Consider the following 20,519-nt stretch of genomic DNA (forward strand, 5'->3'; position numbering starts at 1 on the left):
CTGGCAAGGCAATTTGGTGTTGCGCTGTTTATAGTTATACCCATGTTGGAAATATCTGAGAAAGTCGGGCCCAAATCATCTAGTTGCTTGGACGGCAAGGGTATTTGTCGGGTGATTTTACCTTTTTTTGCCTGCTGGGCAAAGTTGTCATATACAAACAGATGTAAAATGATAATACAACATAGATACATATCTTGAGGAATTGTGAAAGCTGTCACGGATCATCTTGTGGTAATACGTATTATATTTGTATTAATACAACTAAGGGCGGAGTTAGCCCGTAAAAACGACGGTACTGAGGATGACCATGAAACTGACTACCCTTACCCACCAGTCATTGATTGATATTCAAACGGTGTTTGCCAGCCGTGAAGAAGCAATCTTTGCACTGGCCGATAAACTTGACCGGCACGGCAAGCTACATGACAAGCAGGCTTATTTGGAAGCGGTATTTGCCCGCGAATCCCAAGGCCCAACGGCTCTTGGTGAGGGGCTTGCTGTTCCGCATGGTAAGACTGATGCCGTAAAGGAAGCGGGCTTTGCGGTTGCGACTCTGAAGCAGGATCTCAAGTGGCAGGGGATTGATGAAGACGAGGAGGAAGATGTCAACCTAGTCTTTTTGATTGCGATTCCAAATGCCGAAGCGGGCTCCACCCATATGCATCTTCTGACAGAGCTGACAACTACGCTGGTGGATGATGACATTCGTGAGGCTGTGCTCAATGCCCAGTCTGCCGAAGAGCTCATGTCTTTGCTTGACCGTAATGAAGAAGTGTCAGAAGAACAAGACAACCTGAATACAAATTTGGATGCACCTACGATTGTCTGTGTGACGGCGTGTCCTGCGGGTATTGCCCATACCTATATGGCGGCAGAGTACCTAGAGAAGGCCGGCAAGAAGATGGGGCTCAATGTCCATGTCGAGAAGCAAGGAGCCAATGGTATCGAGGGGCGCTTGACCGCAGAGCAGTTAAACAATGCCGTGGCCGTGGTTTTCTCCGCTGAAGTGGCGATTAAGGAAGTGGAACGTTTTGCCGGTATTCCTCGGGTCGAAACACCGGTAGCAGAGCCGATCCGCCATGCTGAGCGTATTTTGAATGATGCACTGGAAGCCTCCAAGCGTGGGCGAAGCGCAGATCGCGTCGCGGCAACGGAGGACAAGCCGAAAAAAGTCCCGCTCAAAACCGAATTGAAACAAGCGCTATTAAGCGGCATTTCGTTTGCTGTGCCGTTGATCGTCGCAGGTGGTACCGTTTTGGCCGTTGCCGTTTTGCTGGCTCAAATATTTGATCTGCAGGAGCTGTACGCCACTGATGGTTCGTGGCTCAACATGTACCGAAAACTTGGCGGGGGGCTGCTTGGCACCTTGATGGTTCCGGTGTTGGCAGCCTATACGGCCTACTCGTTGGCCGACAAGCCGGCTTTGGGCCCGGGCTTTGCGGCGGGTCTTGCTGCCAATATGATTGGTTCGGGTTTCCTTGGCGGCGTTGTCGGTGGCCTGCTCGCCGGTTACGTGATGCGCTGGGTAAAGGAGAACGTTCGCCTGAGCCCTGCTTTTAACGGTTTCCTTACGTTCTATCTCTATCCGGTGATCGGTACTTTGGTGGTCGGTAGCCTGATGCTGTTTGTGATCGGTAAGCCGGTAGCGATGCTAAACCAAGGCCTGACAGATTGGCTTAATGGCTTGTCTGGCTCTAATGCCCTGTTGCTGGGGGCTATTATCGGTGTCTTCGTTTCGTTCGATCTTGGCGGTCCGGTTAACAAAGCGGCTTATGCGTTTTGCCTTGGCGCAATGGCCAATGGTGTATATGGCCCCTATGCCATCTTCGGTTCGGTAAAGATGGTTTCTGCCTTTACGGTGACAGCATCGACGATGTTGGCTCCGCGTCTGTTCAAGGATTTTGAGATTGAAACGGGCAAGTCAACGTGGCTGCTTGGTTTGGCAGGGATCACCGAAGGCGCAATTCCGATGGCAATTGAAGATCCTATCCGGGTGATTGGCTCTTTCTTGGCGGGCTCTATGGTGACAGGTGCCATTGTTGGAGCGGCGGGTATCGGACTGTCAACGCCGGGTGCAGGTATTTTCTCTATGTTCCTGTTGCATGACGCCGGTATTGGAAGCGTGATGGCGGCGGGTATCTGGCTGGGCGCAGCATTGATTGGAGCGGTAATTTCCACAGTAACGCTTATCGGTTGGCGGGCTCATGCTGCAAAAAAGGGTACGTTTAAAGTGACCGCTGAAGCGTAATCGCAGACAAGATTCAAACAACGATTATTAGATTTTACGTCACAGTATCGATTCCATCGACGTCTCGGTGACACCCTAGCTTTGCCGGGTGAAGTAGATTGCGCCCGGCAGTGACAAGACATTTATTAGGTACATCATTATGGCTATTTCTCGCGTTCATATTACTCCTCACATGCATTGGGACCGTGAGTGGTATTTCACTACCGAAGAATCCCGTATTTTGCTGGTGAACAACATGGAAGAAATCCTGACCCGGCTGGAGTCGGATCCGGATTACAAGTTTTATGTGCTGGATGGCCAAACGGCAGTGTTAGAAGATTATTTTGCCATTATGCCGCAAAACAAAGCGCGGGTTCGCGAACAAGTGCAGGCGGGCAAGTTGATCATTGGTCCTTGGTATTCGCAGACTGACACCATGCAGGTCTCTGGCGAGTCGATTGTTCGCAATATGATGTATGGAATGCGTGACTGTCTGAGCTTTGGCGAGCCGATGAAAATCGGTTACCTGCCTGATTCGTTTTCGATGAGTGCGCAATTGCCGATGATTTATAACGGCTTTGGCATTGATCGGGCGATGTTCTGGCGTGGTTGTTCTGAGCGTCATGGTACCGATAAAACAGAATTTGTCTGGCAGAGCAATGATGGCAGCGAGGTAACGGCTCAGGTATTGCCGTTGGGGTATGCCATTGGTAAATACTTGCCGCAAGACGAGGAGGGATTGCGTGATCGACTGGATAAATATTTCCCGGTATTGGAAAAGCCATCGGTGACCAAGGATATTTTGTTGCCGAATGGCCATGATCAGATGCCGATTCAGGAAAATATCTTCGAGGTCATGGACAAACTGCGCGAGATTTACCCTGAGCGTGAGTTTGTCATGAGCCGTTATGAGGAGGTCTTTGAGCGTATTGAGGCTATGCGTGATCACCTCGATACCGTTAAAGGCGAATTCAATGATGGCAAGTACATGCGAGTTCACCGCACGATTTCGTCAACCCGTATGGATATTAAGCTTATTCATGCTGAAGTTGAGAATAAGATCGTTAATATTCTTGAGCCGCTGGCATCTATTGCTTGGACGCTGGGTTTTGATTACCACCATGGCCTGATTGAGAAGATGTGGAAAGAGAGCATGAAGAACCATGCCCATGACTCCATCGGCTGCTGTTGCTCAGACAAGGTTCATGCCGAGATCCTTGGCCGTTACATTCTGGCTGATGATATGGCGACGAACCTGATTAACTTCTATAAGCGCAAGATTGTCGATCATATGCCGGACCGTGACGGCTGCGACAAATTAGCCCTGTTTAACCTATCGCCTTACGCCCGTGATGAGGTGGTAAATACGACAATTACGATTCGCGCCCAGTCGTTTAGCCTGTTCGACGAGCATGGCAGTGAAGTGGAGTATTTCATCCAGGATCAACGTGTGATTGACCCTGGTAAAATAGACCGCCAAATTGTTCATTACGGCAATTATGATCCTTTTGTTGAATACGATATCCAGATTAAGCATCCGGTTCCGGCGATGGGTTTCACCACCTTGCATATTGAAGGCCACCGCAAGGGGCTTCAGAAGGTTGCCGAACATAAAGAGTACCTGCTGGAAAATGAGTTTTATCGGATCAATGTGAATGATAACGGCACCTTGACTATTTTCGACAAGGAGACGCAGCAGACATTTGATCAGGTCTTGCGCTTGGAAGAGGGATCCGACGACGGTGATGAATATGATTACTCGCCGTCCCGCAAGGAATGGCTGATTTATTCTGACGAGTTTGTGGCACAGACAAACATCAAACATGAGGGATTCCAGTCAGTTGCCAGTATCAAGCTGCGGATGGATGTACCGAATAACCTGCAGGCACGTGAGGAGCGTACTAACCAGGATGGCTATGTCGATGTGGATTGTCAGGTTGTATTGAAAGCCGGCTCTCGCAGGATTGAAGTGCGGATGGTGCTGGACAACCAAGCTGATGACCACCGGGTGCGAGTTTTGGTTCCGACACCGTTTGTGTCTGAAACGGTTGTTGCCGATAACCAGTTTGGCTTGATCACACGCCCGGTTGATGACCCGGAAATGGCAAATTGGGAGCAGGATGGTTGGAAAGAAGCGCCAGTGCCTGTCTATCAGTTGATGAATTTCGCTGCGTTGGAAAATGGAACGGGCGGGATGGCTGTGATGAGTAACGGTTTGCGTGAGTTCGAGGTTATTTCCTCTAAGGATAATGGTGAGCGGGATACCTTGGCTTTGACATTGTTGCGTGGTGTAGGGGTACTGGGCAAGGAAGAACTGCTGCTGCGTCCTGGCCGTCCTTCGGGGATCAAGATCCCGACACCGGATTCACAGGTGCGCGGCAAGCTGGTTTGCGAATTTAGCCTGTATGGTTTTGCCGGTAGTCATATTGAAGCCAATGTGATGGCTGCAGCTCGAGATAACGTTACGCCAATCGCATGCTACAACAAGATCCCTTACAACGCGATGAAGCTCAATGTTGGGGAAAAGAATTTGCCGTTAACCTTCTCCTTGTTGGAAACGAATATGGAAGGGTCAGTGCTGAGCGTCCTTAAAAAGGCTGAAGACGAAGATGCCTTGATTATGCGAGTTTACAACCCGGATGAGCAGGGAGTTATTAGCGATGCTATCCGATTCTCTCGTCCTATTACGGAATGGGTTGAAACGGGAATGGATGAAATTGTGCGTCATGGGGATGAGTATAAACCGGGGGATTGTGGCGAGTTGCGAGCCTGTCAGGCCAAAACTTTCCGGGTGAGGTTTACGGATTAAGATAAAATTCCAACTATCATAGTAATAGTCATATTTGCTAACAAAAATAAACAGGCAAAGAGACTGTTTTTGAATCTAGACGCCACCGAATAGGGTGGCGTTTTTTTCTCTCAGAAAGGTGATGGTTAAATATTGAGCTGTGTATTTGTGTTATGAATAATGGTTGTATTGATCTTGGTTCAAAATATAGCAAGTTCAATGATGATATTTTTTTATCGAACTAATAAGAGCGTGATTGATTTATAGTCGATTTATTGGCACAGTCGAGATTAATTATTAGGGTTTTGTTTTTATAATTTTGATTTTAAAGATATATTTTTGGTTGCGATGACGTATCTTTGACAGTGGTTTGTATGATTATTACCAATGAGTGAGGGGCGGTAATAGAAAGGTTGTACATAGCTAACCGCTATGCGGCAGAGCTTATATTGCAAAACAGCATAAAAGGTTATACTTGGAAAGTTTAAAATGTTCTTTAAAGACAAGTATCCATTTAGCGTATGACACTATCATCCTGATATGTTGATTCGTTAGTTTATATTTCTTCATTATTCTTCATAACTGTTTTGAAATGAATTAGCGTTGCTGTGAAATGGTTATATAAACATTCACTGCGATAGTGCTGTGCTACGTGTTACTTGTCTTCGAATAATTACAATTTTCCTTGAATAAGAATAAAGCTCAACGTATGCATAAGAAGTTAATACTATCGACGCTGGTCACATTAGCCCTGGCCGGCTGTCAAGATGATAGCAACCATACATCAGGGCCTGATATTCCCGTTATCCCTGAATCAAATAACCATGCGCCAAGTATTTCATCCATTTCTGAGGTGAAATTGCTTGTGGGTGAAACAAAAGAGATACAGATCCAAGCTGCAGATAAAGACGGTGATGTATTGCAATATGCCTTGGATGGTAATCCTACCTGGGCGAAAATAAATCAAAGCGGCATGCTAACACTATCTCCGTCAGCGGAAGATAGCGGTACATATACATTTGCCATTACGGTATCTGACGGCAAAGTAGTTTCCAAAGCGAATGTTGTCGTTAAAGTTTCCATATCGATGACGCCAGTTGATCCGGATGCGGTAAATCACGCACCGGTGATCTCGCCGTTATCTAATGTGCATCTTGTTACGGGGCAAAGCCATAAGGTGCAAGTTAGCGCATCGGATAAAGATGGTGACGAGCTGACTTACGTATTGGAAGGAGACCAGAACTGGGCCTCTATTGACCAGAACGGAACACTTAAGTTATTCCCTCAGGCGAACAATACCGGTACTCACAGATTTACCGTTTCCGTATCGGACGGTTCAATGTCTGCCAATACTAGCATGTTGGTAACAGTATCCGACTCCACGATGCCAGACAATAACCATGCACCGGTGATCACGCCAATGCCTGACGTGGTGCTTAAAGCTGGAGAGACTGTTGAGCAACAAGTTACCGCAACAGATGCAGACAATGATCCACTAACCTTTACATTGAGTGGTAACCCAAGTTGGGTGGTAATCGACAACAAGGGTATGTTGACGCTGAAGCCGACTGAAGAGCATGTTGGTACGGTATCTTTTGTCGTTATCGTATCAGATGGTTATCTGTCGCAAGAAGCTACGGTGCGAGTAACCGTACAGCAGCCTATGCTGCCTGTATTCCCAATTCAAACCTACGAAGGTTCTTTGCTTTCTTCTGGCAAGGTGATCAGTGGTGACGTGTCCTGTAATGGCGAGTCACTGCAAAATGGCAAGTTCATGATCAAGCAAGGCACGCCATTTACCTGTGATTTTGGCGGCACGACGCTCGGTGAGTTTACCGCGCCGTTTCCTAACTATGATGAAGAATTTAAAGACGAAATCGTTCCAGCATCATTTGATTTAAAAGATCAAAAAGGCGAAAACGCGACCAAGGTATTGAGTAGCATTAGCACGTGTGATGATACTCAAGTGATCTGCTTGGATGAGTTCTATGAGCTGGATATTGCTGCAGTCTATAGCCAACTTGAGAACCAGAAGGAAGTTGATGACTTCTTGAAAGCTCAAGAGGCAAAAGCGACTGATGAAATCGGCAAAGCGCCGAGTTCACACGTCGACAACAATATCGTGCCAGCAGTATCGGGCGGCAGCAATGACCTCAACAGTGGGTTTGTTTCTTCTGCGGCTGAAGCAAGCCTTGCCTATAAACCAAGTGCTGAAGCCAAAGTACTGACCACCAGTGTATTGACTGACGCAAATGGTATGCCATTAAGCGGCATTAGCTTTTTCTCGGCGAACTCGGTCGGTGTAACCAACGAAAGTGGTGAATTTGAATACCTGTGGGGCGATAAGATTTCCTTCGGTATCGACACCTTTGAATTTGGCAGTGTTACGGGCAACAAGATCGATTTCAAACTAACGGATGTGACCGATAACCCTGTTGCTAAGGCTAACATCCAAGCGCTCTTGAACCGTTATGGGACGGACAACGGCAATACGTTGGTGATCAGTGACAAGGTGAAGAATACATTTGCCTTGTATCCTAACGTGATCAATGAGCTGATTAACCTCAATTTGCCAAATGGCGGTAAGCTGGAAGGAACGGAGTTCCTGCTGCCGGATGAATTTGAAGCGCAGTTTAGTCATGGTTTGACCGCCATTATTGATGCGGAGCTACGCAAACCGATGCGTTTACTTCGTTCGGCATCAAACGTCTTCAACCTTAATGATGGCGCGTATGTGACCAATTCGCTGAATGCGATTTTTAAAGGGGTGACCAGTTTCCACGTCTTTAATGATAACAGCAGCTTCTATGGTGCGACGGGGTATACCCGCGGTATGCGTGCGTTGAACCTGTCAAACGAAGCGTTCCCTGTGATGATGCCGCGTACCGACATCAACCGTGAACTGCCTTTCGGTGAAAAGCAGGCATGGACCCGTGAAGGCAAACCGTATTTGGCTGCATTCCCTGGCTTTGAAATGACGGAAATTCCTACCGTTTCAAAAGACAATGCGACCTATGGCTTCCCGTTTGTAACGGCGGGTCTGCTGGGTAAAGGTAAAGTTGTCTTTATGGGCAATAGTATGTACCCAAGTATTTTGTCTTGTCCTGAGAATTACTGGGCCGACAATCAGCTGCGTATTGATAGTGCCAATAAGTCGTGTACAACGGCGATTGATATGGTCAATGACCCGCAAGATGATCACGGCAGCATGAAGCGCTTCTTTGATAACTTGTTTGCATGGTTTGCCCCTGCGGCAGATGGCCTGCCAGTCAATGTGGCGACCAATATCGAGACCGCAACGGCAGCTCGTCGTCATTGGGGGAGCGGCCAGCCGTATGATTTCTTTATTAGTCCGGATTATGGCTTAGGTACAGTCACCCCGTTGGCGAAAGACGGTTTTGCTGGCTTGTCAGCGAAAGATACGCCAATTTTGATCCTACAAGCCTACCAGACCCGCACCTTGGGTGATGGTATGACGGTGCGCTTTATTGCGGACACCGAAAACCCGAACTTGAGCCAGGACGATATCACCGCATTGATCCGCTACATCAATGAAGGCGGTAATGTGCTGTTTATGGATGCCATTGACGGCAATGCCAACCCAGAGCCAATTGGCCGCTTGGCCGATGCCGTAGGTGTTTCATTGGGCGGCAGCAATGTCACGCCGACCAATCAGGCATTCTGTGGGTCTTCATACTATTGCCAGACTATGTATCCGAATTTGCATGTATCGAGTCAGTATGATTTGGTGGTACTTGAGCGTTTCCCTGATGTAAACGGCAAACCGCCATTTACTGTCGTTGAGGGGGAAAATGGTAAAGGTGTGGTTCAGTGGGCTCCGCCGGTCGATATGCCGGATCTGGAAGTGCCAAAATATGACTGGCCGCGTCTAGATGCAAACGGTAACCCTGTTCTGGATAAGAATGGCGTGCCAATTGTTGATAACAAGTACGCTCACCATTTCGTGAAGAGCGAAGCGGAGAAGCTTGAGAAAATCAAAGAGCTTCAAGAAGCGTTCCCGGGTACGCCTGTTTGTACCCACAGTTACGAGTATGAGTTTAACTGTATTGAAACGCGTAAAGGTGATGGTGTTCCGGTATTTGGTAACTACCACCGTGCGAATTTCGACCGCTATGAAATGAGCCCGGATGTGGTGACCAGCATGGTCAAGGCGGCCAACTTGGGCAGTAACGTGACGGCGTTGATGGAGCATGAGTTGTACTACCGTACTAAGGGTAAGCAAGGTACACGACTATCAACAGTAGAGTTGAACCAGACTTACGACAACTTGTCAGTATGGCTGTGGAACGATAACCAGTACGCTTACAACCCTCTGGTTCAAGATGAGCTTGGGTTTAAAACCTTGGTGGATATGCTGAACTGCTATACCAACAATGCGCATGGTGGCGGACTAACTTGTTCTGATGAGTTAGCGAGCAAGTTGATTGAGCATGGAATGATCCATAGTGAGGGTGAATTGGCAGGCCAAATGAACCCGAGTTACCCACTGAATTATATGGAAAAGCCACTGACTCGTATCATGCTTGGCCGTTCGTTCTGGGATCATGACATTGTGGTTGATACCACGAAGTATCCGGGTCGTACGAGTGGTTCGGGCACTGCAGGTTCAGCTGTGATTGAAACATCCGGTAAAGCGGTAACCTTCTCGGCCGGCAATAATCAGTCGACGGGTTTCTGGGCTCCTCAGTTGCAAGAAGTGACCGTGGATGGTGGCGTGAAGGCGACCATTACGGTGATGATGGCGGATGATCTGACCGGTAAGCCGCAGCATGAGACCCGCTTGAACCGTCCGCCGCGTATGCAGATGAGTTTTGCCCATGATGGTAGTTCAACGTCGTTCAAAGTACCGTACGGCGGCCTGATCACCATTAAACCGCATGAAGTAGCGGCTGGGGGGAGCACTCAGGTTACCTTTACACTTAGTGGTGTAGAGCGTGCGGCATGGTGGAAAGATGGTGCATGGATCCATTCACCAGCGGAGGCAACGGCCCCGATTGCAGAAGTGGATACCGGAACATTTATCTATACTACGGCAATCAATAACGTTCGAACGGCAGATTTGGCTAAGTTTAGCCAGGAGATGAACCGTTTTGCGAATGCTGCTAGTGATTTCTATGGGCGTGATGAGGTAACCGAGAATGGTATGCACCGTCGCTTTACTTACGATGGCCTAAAAGACTTCCGCCATCGTTTTGTGAACGATGTGCAGATCTCGATTGGTGCCGCTCACTCGGGTTATCCTGTGATGAACAGCTCCTTTAATGCTCAATCAACGACGATTCCGACCAATGCGGTGGATGATTGGTTGCTATGGCATGAGGTTGGGCATAACTTGGCAGCAGCGCCGTTTAGCGTGGCGGGTTCGACCGAAGTGACCAATAATATCCTTGCGCTATACATGCAAGAATTGGAAGGCCGAAATGACAATCCAGAAATGGATCGCATTAAATTTGATATTCAGAAGGCCCCACAATGGTTGAGTAGCAACAGTGGCCATGCATGGGCACATGGTGATGCGGGCATGCGTTTGGTGATGTTTGGTCAGTTGAAGGTATGGGCTGAAACCCACTTCAAGATCGATGACTGGTATACCGAAGCGGCTAGCAAACCAACCATCTATAACCAAGATGAAGGTTGGAACATGTTTAAGCTGATGCACCGTAAAGCACGTGGCGATGTACAGGGTGATAAAGGTGGTATTAACTACTGTAGCGCAAGTGATACGAAGCTTTCCGGCGAAGATTTGCTGATGGTATGTGCATCGTATGTATCGGGCTACGATTTGAGTGACTTCTTCACGCAGTGGAACGCCGGTGAGTCCAGTTCAACCAGCGCCGATGGCACGAAGACGTATTCAGGTGGTGTTGTTGAGAGCAGACTTGGTCTAAATATGCTTAATACTATGAAGCTACCAAAACCTGACTCAGGTCCGGAGTCGGTTAGCCAATTACGGTAATACTGTTTAACGTTCAATAATATGAACAGAGCAAAACGGGGTTCTTTGGAGCCCCGTTTTTTTGTATCTCAGGAATGGCATTTTTCGATCACGTCAGCATTACGCCATACGCTGAGCTTGCCGTTTCTGCCAGCGCGGGATGAAGGTGTTGCTGAGGTTGGCAAGAACAATCAGACTCAGCCCCAGTATTTTATCCAGACCGAAATCGGTATCGAAAAAAGCCAATTGCCAGATTAGCGCAAAGATAAGATTGGTGAAAATCAAGGGGGCAAGTTGTGAGCCTGTTTCGGCCAGCCGATAGGCCATGGATCTGAACATCTGGGTGCTGACAATGCTCAGGGTCAAGATAATCAGAAAGGCGATTGTCGCGGCTAGGTTATAAGGGCTATCAGGCAAGATGGTTGAGCCGCTACTGACGGTGTGGAATGTCGCGAAGGGCAGCAGGATGATGGCTGCCAGCATAAAACACCATCCGTTTAGGGCTGCGGGCGGGATGCCGGATTTTGCTCCCTGAAATAGGGTGACCTGCGACAAGGCATTGAATAAGCCCGCGGCAATACCGATAAACAATTCCGGCCGCAGTGAAAAACCTACAGGGCTTCCGGCTTGGAGAATGACACCAGTAAAAGTCAGGCAGAGGTTCAATAGCGTGAGGCAATGAAAGGGAGTTTTGTATAAGAGTTTTTCTAACAACGGGATAAAAAGTGGCCCGGTGCTAAATAGCACAACGCTCTCTACGAGTGTGAGATGACGAAGGGCGATGAGAAAACAGATTTGACTCCCCACAACGCATAGGGCTCGGATGACAATTGGGCGGGATGATGTTTTGTCAGGAAGGGCCCAGCCGCTGATCCTCAGCAGGCCTAGCATTATGGCTGCAGGGAGAAAAAAACGCAGGAAACCGAGCGTTTCTGTGGCAAAGCTCTCACTGAGTAGTTTTCCCATCAATCCATTGAGTGAGAGGCTGAATGTCGATACCAGCATAAATAGAGTCGGTCGAAGATTGCTGGGCTGGGGCATGGTGCATTATTCCTCATAGAGTGTTCGATATGGGCTGTCGCGTTAGCTGATTTTTTTCCGCTGTTTTACAGGTGTTAGTTGAGGTGCTGTGACATTATCAATGTCATCAGTGTAGGAAGCTTGAGCCTTGGAAAAAAGCGAGTAATACTGACTAAATATGTTAGAAAAACTTACAGGTTATCAAGGATGAGAAAGCTTGTTCCATTGAAGTCTATATATGCGTTCGTCGCGGTAGCCGAGATGGGTAGTATGACCGAGGCGGCTGCGGTGCTCAGTGTGAGTCATTCAGCGATAAGTCAATCAATAAAGATGCTGGAAACCCAGCTAGGTGTTGTTCTGTTCCGGCGGGTTGGTCGCCGTGTCGAGTTGAATAATGATGGTCGCCGGTATTACCGGAAGGTGGCGCCAGCTTTGACACAGATAGTCGAGGCCAGCGAGTCTTTGGCTCGGCGTCGCCATGGCAACCGTCTTACGCTAAATATGGTGAATACACTGGCGCTCCATTGGTGGATCCCCAGGGTTTCGGATTTTCAGCAGTATGCCCCGGATATAGATGTCCGTATATCTAACATTATCCATACCTTCGATCTTGAACTAGAGGGGGTGGACGTCGCTCTTTTGCATGGTGATGTGAATGATTGGCAAGATTATTATTGTGAGAAACTGGGCGACGATCAGTTGATTATGGTGTGTAGTCCCTATTTGCTTGAGGAGGCTGCACAACGTAATCCTCTATCCAATGGAAGCTCCCCTTCTCCAGATACCCTGTTGGCTCGTTATCCTGCTATTTTTGCGACCAATCCCCGCCGCCAAAATGATTGGCAGATATGGTGTGAGGCTTATCAGTTTCCGGTGCCAAGCCAGCAGAAAAATTTGTCATTTACCTCTTCGCTGCATGCGTTACAGGCGACAGTTCGCCGTTTGGGGGTGTTGATCACCCACAAGCAGTTTGTGCGGGATGATATTCAGCATGGGATGTTAGTACAGATCGGTGAAGCGGTTTTGAATCCTTATCAGGCATTTTATTTTGTTTGCCGGCCGGAAAAGCTTCGTGAAGAGAGCATCATCGCTTTGCGAAATTGGTTCCACCATCAATTTTCTGGTCAAGGATAGGTGCGGTGTGAGGGACTGAAACACATGATCAAAAAAGCCCTTACAACTGAGTAAGGGCTTGGTATTTATGTCTGGTGCAAGCAAACCTTATTTACAAGGTACTTCATTCCAGAACCAGTTGCTGGCTGTTGGTGATTCCCATACGCCAGGGTTGTTCTTGGCAACGAAGCATTTGCCGCCATTGGTAACCATATCGCCATTGCTGACTTTGGTCTGGCCTGCAACCCATTCAGTGACGCCTGCTGGTGGCTCTGGATTCACTGGCGGTTCAACCGGTGGTTCTACAGGCGGTTCCGGATTTACAGGTGGCTCAACGGGTGGTTCAGGGTTTACCGGTGGCTCAACTGGAGGGGTTGTCCCTGAAATTTGTTTCCACGGGCCGCCTTGGGTTGGCTCGTTGCCTTGAGTCCACCACTTGGCTTCGTAGTTGCCGCCTTTATAGCTGACTTTGTCACCACCGGTGTAAACTTTGGTCGCTTCCCAAGCTGGGAATTCACCTGGTTCAGGGTCTGGATCTGGGTTTGGACCAGGGCCAGGACCTGGGCCCGGTGGGACATCATCAACGACACGTACATCAGGCCAGCTGATTTGGGCATCGTAAACGTCAGTGACACATTTCTCGTAGTCGCCTTTTACCAATGCCGAGTAGGCTGTCTGGTAACCAACGAGCTTACACTCGAAAGATACGCCGCCAGGACGGTCGGAGTGGTATTTGTAATCGGCTTCCCAGTTGGTGTAAAGCACATCGGTTGCGCCGTTCAGGTTGAGGCTGCCGTAAGGCGTTTGTTGCCAACAGGTGTTGACTTCATCAGGCTCAATAGGGATCTGGTAGTGGCTCTGCAAACCTTCCCAGTAGCGAATACGGTTAACGGGTTGGCCTTTGTCTTTGTTTTGCTCGCCACACTCGATACCACCGTTGATCACGTTGATTGTGGTACCGAAGCCGAACCCAATACCTGCATCTTTTTCACGCTGTGATGGTGTCCAAGTACGGTCGATAACGTGCAGCATTGCTGGCTTTGGAGCCTGCGGAGTCAGGAAGAACCAGATTGCCGAAGCGAGGTTCAGCCAAGAGTCGGCCACTAAGCCCGGGTTATTCAGCAGTACGGTCGCATCGCCATCGTACATGGCTTCGGAGAATGCGCCGTAGTTGAAGTGGTAAGACAGCTGCTTGGCACCGCGGCCGAAGTAGCCTTGGCCGTCAGCACATGGCCACTTGCGGTTTTGCCAGTCGTTGCCGCCACAGCCGGTGGTATAGCCCGGTTGGCCTTCAGACCAGCCCATTTCACGAACGTGAACCAAGGCTTGCTGCCACTCTTCAAGCCCCTTAGGGTTGTCCCAATGGTTGTCTACGGCAATGTGGCCGCCTGTTTCTTGGGCAAAGTGGGCAAAGGCTGTGATGATAGACTTTTTACAGATGGCATCGGCATCTCGGCCATCGGTGTAATCGCCACAAAAAGCAGGGAACTTACCAATAGCACGCAGGAAGCGGGTATAAGTGTATTCCGGTGCTGCCATGTCGGTCAGGAATTTCCACTCGGTTTCAGGGAATACCTTTTCGGCGCGGATAACGTTAGACGGGTTCGAGGCTAAGCCTGGCAAAATGGCTTCGACTTTATTGTTTGGCAGTGTTTCCAATGCTTTTGCCCAGACCGCGTACATTGGATCGGCTGTTTTGGCTTTTTCTGCCGCTTCGATGTCGGCGCGAGGGATGATGTAGCCACCTGGATTCTCAGGGTCTGGCTGAATGTTCATCGCAAAGCTGTTGGCGGCAAGGGTGCAACCAACAACGGCGACTAGGCGTTTTAGTTTCATAAGAGTATTCCCTTAACGAGCATTTAAGACCTTTTTGATGTGCTACCACCTTCGTGGCTGACTAATGTTGACAACTAGAACTCTTTTCTTTTTCGGTTCTTAAAAAAAGTGTGTGTAAACGAAGCCAGTTGGCAGCGCACATCGTACGTTACCGCCTAAATATATAGCAATTTGCATTGGGTGATTGCTGGGACTAAGGTCACTTAAAATTCTGCCAAGTGGCTATTTTTCGTGGTAATTCGCTAAATAACCTCGGCGTTGTTTGCTCTGTTAGTTAAATATCTTGATATTTCGGGCGTTGGCGCTTGCGAGTGGAAAAGCGGGCTTTTTTAAGGAAATTGAATAAGTGCGAGGAGGTTCTTTTTGTTGTGGAAATCTTGACAAAAGGCGACATTGATTTTTTAACGGTGATTCCAATGTTTATCTTTACGGGTCGCTCGGAATAGGTGATTGAGCGTTATTGATACCTTTTGTAAAAAGAAAAATCGGAGTTGCTCCGTTATATCGGTGTAAATGTCGGTACCTGCCATAAACGATCATGCTGTCTCACCGAATGTGACCGCTTTTGTTTTTTTACCATATAAATATCGGAAAAAGAGGTATCTATTGACGTTGTCATGAATAATGTTTCACCGCAAATAGTGACAATTTTGCCAATAGGCAGAGGCTGGCTTGCTAGGTCAGGGAAGAAAACAAGGTATTGAGGTGTATGACAGTGCAGACTGAAAAACAAAAAATGATCACAGGCCAGATGTATCAAGCTTGGGATGAGGAGTTGGTGCAAGATCGGATGCGGGCAAAAAAATTGTGTTTTTCCCTCAACCAGACTTGCCCTACAGAGAGGCCTGCGCGTCAGGCGCTGATTAATGAACTGCTAACACAGCCTTGTGATGCTTGGGTCGAATCGCCATTTAACTGTGATTATGGTTACAACATCAAAGTGGGCAGCGGTTTTTATGCCAATCATGGCTGCACTATTTTGGATTGCGCGCCTATTACTATTGGCAATAATTGCTTGTTGGCCCCCGGGGTGGTGATTGCAACGGCAGGACATCCGTTGGATCCTGTTGAGCGGGCTTCTGGCGAGGAGTTCGCCAAGGCCATTACGATAGGTAATGATGTGTGGTTGGGGGCCAATGTCACTGTTTGTCCAGGTGTGACGATTGGTGACAATGTCGTGGTAGGGGCTGGTAGTGTCGTGACTAAAGACTTGCCGCCAAATACGGTGTGTGTTGGTGCTCCTGCTAAGGCTGTACGGGTATTGACGCCGGACTCAGATAAGTTATCACTTCTGTCTTCAGCCAGCGTAGCTATCTGAAAAATAAAAGAACTATGCAAAGAAGGGTGAAATTTAACCTAGTTTTTGATGTTGTTGAGGCGAATTATGCGACACATCACAAAATCGCTAGTGATTACAGTTTTATCCTTTAATTAACGGACTTTATAGAGATAATAAATCTACCTTGTTAGTTAATTCACGGTAGATATAACTATGCTAGAGCTTATTTTCCCATTTATTTTTCTAACCACAGTGGTGGGATTTAGCTTGTGGGGTTGGTGGCAGGCACTGCGGACTGTGTTTCATTTCTGAGTGATTGTTCGCTTGCCGTATAGTGTTACCACTTGAAGATGTCAGCCAGCCTTTAGGGCTGGCTTTTTGCTATTAGGCGCTTGGGTATACATCATTTGTTGGCGAATTTCTGTCTATATTGATCTGGCGTGCAGTGGGCGTGCTTTTTAAAAAGGGTAATGAAAGGGCTGGCTTGGTGGTATCCCAAGGTGAGGGCAATCTCTTTTACCGATACCCCGTGGCGAAGGAGGTGGAGCGAGTAGAGAAACTTGCGGCGTTGGCGCCATTCTGTATGGCTCATGCCTAATTTATCCTGACAATGACGGGCGAGGGTCCGTTCCGTCGTGTGCAATTCGTCGGCCCACTCTTTGAGTGTTTTGGTGGACGTTGGGTTACGTTCCAAATCGGCCAGAATAGGCCTTAGCATTTTGTCGTCACTGCTTGGCAAAAACTGTTCATGCTCTTTGGCTTGATATACCTGATCCAGCAGTACGCTGACGAGTCGTTGATCTTGCTCGGTTTCGGCGATGGTGAGTTGCCGTTGTTTGAGATTATTGATGATAGCTTCCATGATCGGGCTGACTTCAAGCAAGCAGGTATAGTGCGGTAGGCGATCAGCCAGAGGATGTACGATATTCATCGAGCAATAATTGAGGCTGCGGCGCATGTAGCTTTCGTGCTCGACACCAGCAGGAACCCATACCGCATACTGGGAGGGTGACAGAAAGCGTTTGTCTTGGGTTCTGAGTTCTAAAATACCGCCATTGATAATTTGTAATTGCCCCCAAGGATGGCTGTGGCTGGATGTTGTTGTTCCGGGAAGGAAAACCTCATGGCCGAAGAAAATATCGCCGGGAGGGTTGTTGTTATCAAACAGTGGGGTATAGGAGGATTTCATCGCGTAGTTATCGCCGGGGGATCGTGGCTGTTACGGTAAGCGTGATGCTATTGAAGTGCAAGTGAAAGATTGCCTAGCAAAAACGGTCAACATCAGGCTGGGTAAAGAGTGCAGCAAGGCGACTGGTTAATTTTGTCAGGTGTCTGTGAATTTTCATTCAGCGATATTGATAGAGTAATCATTGGCTGGATATGATGCGGATAAATGTTGGAGAGCATCATGACAAATTATAAAACGATCCCCGTATTGGTAGTGGCTGGTTTGCTGTCGGCTTGTGGTAGTGATACTGCGGACGATAGTGCCCCGAAGACAGCACAGGTCTCATTTAGTGTTTCAGACGCGCCGGTAGATTCGGCATCGGAGGTCGTGGTGGCCTTTGATAAAATTGAGTTGAAACATGAAAATGGCCAAACATATATCATTAATGTTGATCAAGACGAAGCAGGGAATAGTTACCAGCAAATTGATTTGCTGAAGTACCCCGGTACAGAGGCTGCGTTGATCATTACCGATGAAGAGTTGCCGGTTGGCACCTACAAGGAAATGATTGTCCATACAAAGCCAGGTGATATGAATTGGGTTGAGGATAATGGCCGCCATGATCTTAAAATTCCAAGTAATAAACTGAAGTTGGGTGGCTTTGTCGTCGACAGTGAAGCTGTGCAGAGTTTTACGATTGAATTTGATCTTCGTAAATCATTGGTGATGCGAGGAAATAGTAGCAATAACAATGGCTATAACCTGAAACCGCATGGTATCACTATTATCGATAATGGCTCTGCGGCTTCTCTTTGGGGGAATGTTGACCCTGCTTTGTTTACAGCTGGTGAAGGCTGTAGCGGTGATAGTGGTAATTTTGTTTACTTGTATGCGGGTCATGGCCATCAGGCCAGCACGTTAATCGATAATATTGATCCGTCTGATATTGAATACGATCAGTCTACGGTATTGCCAGAAGGTTATGTTGCACCATATGCTTCGGCAGGGGTTGAGCAGAATGGCCATTATGCCTTTGGCTATCTGCCTGCGGGTAATTACACCGCGGCCTTTACTTGTAATGCAGTATCGGACGACCCAGTGCAGTACGATAGCGGGATAAAGATTGTCAATCCGAATAATCAGCGTCATGAGATCACGCTTGATAAAACACAGGAAAAAATCTTTGATTTTACCGAGATCGTAAATTGATTGCTGTCTGGAGGAATCCGGTTGGTGGTGTATGAATAATCTGTACTGACTCATACACGACCTGACAATGTTGATTATGTAGTGTGACTTAATCATACAATCTGGACTCAGCATCACGTAACTTACTTTTGGACATTACTGAGTTATGAACCATACAGAGCCCTGATTTTTCGGATTACTTCTAGTATTGTAACCAAGCGACCAGCCTACATGTAGCAGGCCAAAATTCCCTTATTCACTACATTTTCCATCGTTTAACCACTACTCATTATTAACTGACTCTGACCCAATTTCTTCCTTTCGATTGCAGACAAGTAAGAACAATAATCAACCAAGCACATAATGTGGTAATAGTTATATTTGGTCAAACAGAAGTAACAAGGAATACTAAGAGTAAAAAATAGTTCCAGTTTATACGCCTTCGTACTGTCAATCCCAGATAGAAATGTCCGCTTTTAGGAGAAAAGAAATGGAGTCAACGTGAGTGCCTGGCGGTGAATTGGTCGAGTTCTAGAAGGAAAAGGCTCGCTAATGCGAGCCTTATATCTATCAATTGATAGGGACGACGAGCTTACCACTTCTTGCTAAAAGCACCTCGTCTTTAACAACAAATGCCTCTACGAAGTGATTCCCTTTATAAGAGGTTGTTTCTTCTTTGATTTTTCCACCGATTTCAAACCCACCTCGTAATTTACCTAATCTACTCGCTTCCTCTCCAGTGTTAGTAATTTGCCAATATACATCTGAGTCGGGAGGAATATCATCTGTAACCGTGAACTTAAGCGAATAGTTCTTACCAAAAATAATTTGTTGGACAGCTCTAGCGAACGGATTGACGCTATTTTTATTACGGTACTCAACATCTAAGTTGATACTACCAACGTTCTCCACTTCTTCCCATCGATGGTGCGCGCAGTGAGGAGGAATAGGGAAGTTAGGCTGACTTGCTTCGTCCAAAATTTCATCATAGGTAACTGCTGTGGCTGATTTCTTTGTAACAGAATGAAAACTATCTCCGAATACACGGCGCCATTTTTTAATAGATTCAGTTCGATCTGTTTCATCAAATGCATCTTCTATCCAAGTTCTATAATCGCCGATCTTTTTTTTGAAAATCTTATACTTTTCTTCATTCCAGTGACGAGTAAATGTTTCTTCGGTTCGTACTGGATTGACTATTTCTGGCATTGAATCGTAATAACTTAAATAATCATCCAAGCGGGTAAAAATTGTCTTTAAGGTGGTAGCAATATCTTTGAAGTGATCACTATTAGATTCGTAGTCTTGAACCATATTACAAATCAGAGTGGTTAAAAGTATTGATTTACATGAAAACGTAGTTTTTATGTCACGAAGATACTTGATAAGGCGAATACATTTAATTAGGTTGTTGTTACCTACCACTGAATTCTTGTTGGCGACCCACTTCTTGTATGATTCAGGGTCAGTAAGTTCAAACTCATTGGTGTGTCTATTCGCAATCAAATATTGTGTATGATTACCGAAAACGGTTTCTGTTACTCGTACAATACATGGAACAACATCGATGTGAAAATCACCTGAATAATCAAGATAAACACAACGAGTGTTGTAGTGAACCATATCTTTATAGATACTTGACCCCTTAAAAGCCTGATGAAGTTTTGTTATGTAATCTTTAGGCTCCCAACTATCATTTTCGTCCATAAAGAAGACTATATCAGCGTCAAACTCTTTGTTTTTAACTGGCTTGATAATCGTCCTATGTCCATATGACCCCTGAGGCGAAGTGCTCCTAAAAATACCTTTAAAATCAACGTGATCTTTTACATGCCTCTCAACAGCCGCCGAAGTGGTAGTAACCTTGTTAATTCGAGCTTGATTGAGATTGACCACTCCTGTTAGGAATTCAGTAAATATTTTTTGATGTCTCACATGGCTTCC

The 20,519-nt window shown here is 47.1% G+C and carries 10 protein-coding genes; 6 read left to right on the top strand and 4 right to left on the bottom strand.

The window, feature by feature from the left end; genetic code table 11:
• Nucleotides 1-307: 307 nt before the first annotated feature.
• From mngA to ACSF8X_RS16420, 3 genes are all read left to right on the top strand, one after another.
• The gene (gene mngA, locus ACSF8X_RS16410) at nt 308-2,248 is read left to right on the top strand and encodes a PTS 2-O-a-mannosyl-D-glycerate transporter subunit IIABC (protein WP_500851679.1); all 1,941 of its coding nucleotides are present in this window, start codon (nt 308-310) and stop codon (nt 2,246-2,248) included.
• A 139-nt stretch (nt 2,249-2,387) separates the two neighbouring features.
• Nucleotides 2,388-5,036, top strand: coding sequence for a mannosylglycerate hydrolase (gene mngB, locus ACSF8X_RS16415; RefSeq protein ID WP_500851680.1), 2,649 nt, complete (start codon nt 2,388-2,390; stop codon nt 5,034-5,036).
• A 688-nt stretch (nt 5,037-5,724) separates the two neighbouring features.
• The gene (locus ACSF8X_RS16420) at nt 5,725-10,992 is read left to right on the top strand and encodes an SslE/AcfD family lipoprotein zinc metalloprotease (protein ID WP_500851681.1); all 5,268 of its coding nucleotides are present in this window, start codon (nt 5,725-5,727) and stop codon (nt 10,990-10,992) included.
• A 99-nt stretch (nt 10,993-11,091) separates the two neighbouring features.
• Here ACSF8X_RS16420 and ACSF8X_RS16425 read toward each other — a convergent pair whose 3' ends face one another.
• Nucleotides 11,092-12,012 (bottom strand): DMT family transporter, encoded by a 921-nt coding sequence (locus ACSF8X_RS16425; RefSeq protein WP_500851682.1) that lies wholly within the window; start codon nt 12,010-12,012, stop codon nt 11,092-11,094.
• A 186-nt stretch (nt 12,013-12,198) separates the two neighbouring features.
• Here ACSF8X_RS16425 and ACSF8X_RS16430 point away from each other — a divergent pair, with 186 nt between their 5' ends.
• Entirely contained in the window at nt 12,199-13,125 is a 927-nt protein-coding gene (locus tag ACSF8X_RS16430; protein ID WP_500851683.1) for a LysR substrate-binding domain-containing protein, read from the top strand.
• A gap of 87 nt (nt 13,126-13,212) precedes the next feature.
• Here the strand turns inward: ACSF8X_RS16430 and ACSF8X_RS16435 are convergent, their stop codons facing one another.
• Nucleotides 13,213-14,940, bottom strand: coding sequence for a chitinase (locus tag ACSF8X_RS16435; protein ID WP_500851684.1), 1,728 nt, complete (start codon nt 14,938-14,940; stop codon nt 13,213-13,215).
• Nucleotides 14,941-15,649: 709 nt separating this feature from the next.
• Here ACSF8X_RS16435 and ACSF8X_RS16440 point away from each other — a divergent pair.
• Nucleotides 15,650-16,258 carry a sugar O-acetyltransferase gene (locus ACSF8X_RS16440; protein ID WP_500851685.1) on the top strand — a complete coding sequence of 203 codons (609 nt, stop codon included), beginning with the start codon at nt 15,650-15,652 and terminating at the stop codon, nt 16,256-16,258.
• A gap of 364 nt (nt 16,259-16,622) precedes the next feature.
• On the opposite strand, the gene ACSF8X_RS16445 is transcribed toward ACSF8X_RS16440, so the two are convergent.
• Nucleotides 16,623-17,408, bottom strand: a complete 786-nt coding sequence (locus tag ACSF8X_RS16445) for an AraC family transcriptional regulator (protein ID WP_047880336.1) — start codon at nt 17,406-17,408, stop codon at nt 16,623-16,625.
• 219 nt (nt 17,409-17,627) lie between these two features.
• Between ACSF8X_RS16445 and ACSF8X_RS16450 the strand changes: the two genes are divergently transcribed.
• A complete protein-coding gene (locus tag ACSF8X_RS16450; protein ID WP_500851686.1) occupies nt 17,628-18,596 on the top strand; it encodes a DUF4382 domain-containing protein in 969 nt (322 codons plus the stop codon).
• Nucleotides 18,597-19,145: 549 nt separating this feature from the next.
• Here the strand turns inward: ACSF8X_RS16450 and ACSF8X_RS16455 are convergent.
• A complete protein-coding gene (locus tag ACSF8X_RS16455; protein WP_500851687.1) occupies nt 19,146-20,510 on the bottom strand; it encodes an SMODS domain-containing nucleotidyltransferase in 1,365 nt (454 codons plus the stop codon).
• Nucleotides 20,511-20,519: the final 9 nt, after the last annotated feature.

The sequence above is a fragment of the Photobacterium panuliri genome (assembly GCF_059920555.1).